This is a genomic window from Peribacillus sp. P4_C12, assembly GCF_056402095.1.
The window spans coordinates 1-4,209 of record NZ_JBFUIB010000326.1; the positions used below are offsets into that span (position 1 = coordinate 1).

Consider the following 4,209-nt stretch of genomic DNA (forward strand, 5'->3'; position numbering starts at 1 on the left):
CCTTTAAAAACCAGTTCATTTCCCACGTAGCTTCTGACTTCCACCACGGAACGATCTGTAGTGTGGTCCACGTTTTTAACTTTCGCTTTAGCTACCACTCTTTCATTTTCTTTAACAGAACGAGTAAATAAAATGGATGCTTTCGCTGTTAATGCCAGTTCATCATTGATAACCGCGACAGCTAAAGAATTTGCTTGGGCAAAAAGGTGATGTCCCCTTGCAATTCCATTCCGCTTAAAGACATGCTCTTTTTTTATATCTAAAATAGAAATTGCATTTTCATCTAAATTAAGATCAATTACTTCCCCGATGATTTCATCCAAAGGCAAAGCTCTAATTTCGTCACTGAATTTTTTCTCGGCCACGTTTTTAATACGTTCTCGAAGCTCCGGTATCGATAATTCAAGACGGTCGAGCCTAATTGTTTGGACGCTCACCGAATACTTTTCAGCCAGCTCCTCATCCGTTACAAAAGGATTCTGTTTAATCGTATCGATTAATAATTGCTGGCGTTCCTTCTTGTTTCTTCGCATTTGAAGGTCACCATCCGTAGTATTATGACTAGGTACTAATAGTAGTATATATATTTTAAAAACAGATTGCAAGATATTGTAGAAATTCTCGCAATCTGTTAATGGATTTCTTTATTATTCATTAATCCAGCTTTTCTCCAGTTAATACGCCTGTTCTCTCTAAATAAGCCCTTAGAGGTGCATATTCTGGTGAATGCCAAAAGCTTTGGGAGGCAATCAATTTTGCGGCATCTGTCCTAGCAACTTCTAGGGTCCGGTAATCGTGGACCATGTCGGCTACTTTGAACTCAGGAAGCCCGCTTTGTTTTTTGCCGAAAAAGTCCCCGGGGCCTCTAAGTTCTAAATCTTTCTCTGATAGGACAAAGCCATCATTTGTCTCTGTCATGATTTTCATTCGTTCTTTGCCGACTTCTGTCTTAGGATCAGCCAGAAGAATGCAAAAAGACTGATCACTTCCCCGYCCTACTCGCCCTCGCAACTGATGGAGCTGGGATAGACCAAAGCGTTCAGCATCATAAATGACCATCACCGTTGCATTCGGGACATTTACGCCAACTTCGACAACCGTTGTCGAGACAAGAATTTGCACTTCATTGGAACTAAATTGCTGCATTACTTCGTCTTTTTCATCCGCTGGCAAACGCCCATGCATAAGCCCTACTTTATAACGGTTCGCAAAGTACTGTGTCATCATTGCATGAACATCAAGAACATTTTGTAAAGAATCAAGCTTTTCCGACTCCTCAATTAAAGGACAAATGACGTATGCCTGTCTACCCTGCTTAAGTTCCTTTTCCACAAAAGTTAAAATCCGATCAAGCATTTGGTGCTTCGCCCAATACGTTTCAATAGCTTTGCGTCCAGCAGGCATTTCGTCAATGGTCGAAGCGTCCATCTCTCCAAACACAGTAATCGCAAGCGTACGCGGAATTGGTGTTGCCGTCATAAATAGAACATCTGGATTTTCGCCTTTTTCACGAAGGATACGACGCTGCTCCACCCCGAAACGATGTTGTTCATCGGTTATGACAAGACCGAGATTCCTAAAATTCACTTCATCCTGGATTAATGCATGGGTTCCTATCAAAAGGTCTAGTTCCCCTGATTCAAGATTCTGTAATAGTTCTCTGCGCTTCTTGCCTTTCACCGAACTCGTCAACAAGGCTACCTTTACTCCGATGGGTTCTAGCATTGCCTTCAATGATTGAGTGTGCTGCTCAGCCAAAATTTCAGTTGGGACCATAAGTGCGCCTTGGAAACCAGCTGAAATCGTTGCATTTAGGCAAACCGCGGCAACCACCGTTTTTCCTGACCCAACATCCCCTTGAAGCAAACGGTTCATCCGGTAAGGAGATTTCATGTCATTTAAAATTTCTTCGACGACCCTATTTTGAGCGTTTGTTAAAGGAAAAGGTAGGGTTTTTATGAATGTATTCACTTGCTCTCCCTCAATGTCCTGGCCAGTTCCTTTTGACTGCTCACGCTGTATTTTACGAAGCGCCTGCATTTTCAATTGAAAGAATAAAAATTCTTCATACACAAAACGGCGTCGGGCCTGTTTGACATCATTCGCCGATATAGGAAAATGCATCATGCGAAGAGCTTCTTTACGCGGCATCAGTTTGTATGTGGCCAACAGTTGTGGTGGCAAATTTTCTTCAATCATGGCCCCATATTGAGAAAAAGCATTGGCGATAAAGCGACGCATCCCTTTTACAGTAATAGTTCCTTTTACTGAATACACGGGTTCGAACTCTTTTTCCCGACTATGGTCCCCGACATGACATTCGGAACCAGTAATGGTTTGGCGATGTCGGTCCCACTTTCCAGTCACCGTGACGGTTTCGCCAATCGTAAGCTTCGGTTTCAGATAAGGTTGATTAAAAAAAATGACATTTATCAAATATCTGCCTGTAAGTAATTTGATCGTCAGTCTGGATTTTTTCTTCCCAAAGTAACCTAAAGTCGGGACCGTATGAATCTTCCCTTCTACAGTAACCCTCTCATCATGTTCAACCGTTTCTAAATCTCTCAATCGGTAATCTTCATAGCGATAGGGAAGATGTTCAAGGAGATCTACGACGGTATGGATCTCCATTTCCTGCAAGGCCGCAGCCGTTTCACCCCCAATACCTTTAACTGCTGTTATGGGTTCCTGTAAAGCAACGTTCACTTTTTATTTAGCGGCAAGCCAAAGATCTTTGCTTCCAACTCCCGTCCAGTCGGTGTAGCCGCTAAACCTCCTTGTGCTGTTTCTCTCAGAGCTGACGGCATCGTTTGTCCGATTTTGTACATCGCATCGATGACTTCATCACACGGTATCCGGCTTGTAATCCCTGCTAACGCCATATCAGCGGCAACCATTGCATTTGCTGCACCCATTGCATTTCGCTTCACACACGGTACTTCCACGAGCCCAGCAACCGGGTCGCACACAAGACCAAGCATATTCTTTAGAGTAATTGCCATCGCTTCTGCACTTTGTGCTGGCGTCCCTCCCGCCAATTCAACGATAGCTGCAGCCGCCATACCCGAAGCCGAGCCGACTTCCGCCTGACAGCCTCCTGCCGCTCCAGAGATGGATGCGTTATTCGCTACAACAAAACCAAACGCACCTGCTGTAAATAAAAACTCAATTTTCTGTTCCCGATTCGGTTTTAATTTATTTTGCAAAGCAAAAAGGGTGCCAGGTACCACACCAGCAGAACCTGCAGTGGGTGTTGCACAGATAGTCCCCATAGCTGCGTTCACTTCGTTTGTTGCCACAGCTTTGCTGACCGCATCCAACAACAGTTCACCTGATAAAGCATTTCCAGATTTAATGTAATTCTGAAGAAGAACTGCATCTCCACCTGTAAGGCCTGAAACAGAACGTACACCTTGCAGTCCCTTTTCAACAGCCTGTTCCATCACATCCAAGTTAACTCCCATTTGATCGATAATTTGATCACGGCTTTTACCCGTTACTTCCATTTCCTGTTCAATCATGAGAGTTGATATTTTTTTCTGCTTTGATTCTGCTAATTCTACTAATTCCGCTACATTTCGAAACATATTATCTTCTCCTTCCTAAGTGGAAACGATTGCCCTATTAATCGACAATCCTTGCCACTTGTGTAATGTTAGGGAGTGCTGCAATTTCATCGATGACAAGGTCTTCTAGATTATGATCCACTTCTATGGTCATCAAAGCCATCTTCCCTTTCTCTTTGCGGGACACTTCCATCTGGCCAATATTAATTTGATGCTTAGCTAAAATGTTTGAAACATTGGCAATTGCACCAAAGCGGTCATCATGAACAACCAGTATTGCAGGGTTATGGCCAGAAAGCCTCAATTTAAACCCATTCAATTCGATAATCTCGATCTTACCCCCTCCAATCGATATTCCGACAAGCTCAAGCTCACCATCATCATCTCCCACCGTTATTTTCGCAGTATTAGGATGTTCCGGGACGGCTTCTTCTTCCCGAAAAGTAATTTTCATTTTCTTTTTACGAGCTATTTCAAGAGATTCTTTGATTCTCTCGTCAAATGTATCAAAATCAAGCAGGCCTCCTACAATGGCTACATCTGTTCCATGACCTTTATAGGTTTGGGCAAATGAACCATAAAAGGAAATACGGGCCCATTTTGGTTCTCTGTTGAATAAATTCCTGGCTACCCTACCGATTCT

The 4,209-nt window shown here is 43.2% G+C and carries 4 protein-coding genes; all 4 read right to left on the reverse strand.

Annotated elements, in window-relative coordinates:
- Positions 1–533 (reverse strand): transcription factor FapR (fapR, locus tag AC1DUW_RS22090; protein ID WP_477643468.1); only part of this gene is annotated, 533 nt, incomplete at its 3' end.
- A gap of 121 nt (positions 534–654) precedes the next feature.
- Entirely contained in the window at positions 655–2,706 is a 2,052-nt protein-coding gene (recG, locus tag AC1DUW_RS22095; protein ID WP_477643469.1) for an ATP-dependent DNA helicase RecG, read from the reverse strand.
- Positions 2,703–3,587 (reverse strand): L-serine ammonia-lyase, iron-sulfur-dependent, subunit alpha, encoded by an 885-nt coding sequence (gene sdaAA, locus AC1DUW_RS22100; protein WP_053345285.1) that lies wholly within the window; start codon positions 3,585–3,587, stop codon positions 2,703–2,705. Before sdaAA ends, recG begins: the two co-directional genes overlap by 4 nt.
- Positions 3,588–3,624: 37 nt before the next feature.
- A partial coding sequence (sdaAB, locus tag AC1DUW_RS22105; RefSeq protein ID WP_477643470.1) for an L-serine ammonia-lyase, iron-sulfur-dependent subunit beta occupies positions 3,625–4,209 on the reverse strand: 585 nt, incomplete at its 5' end.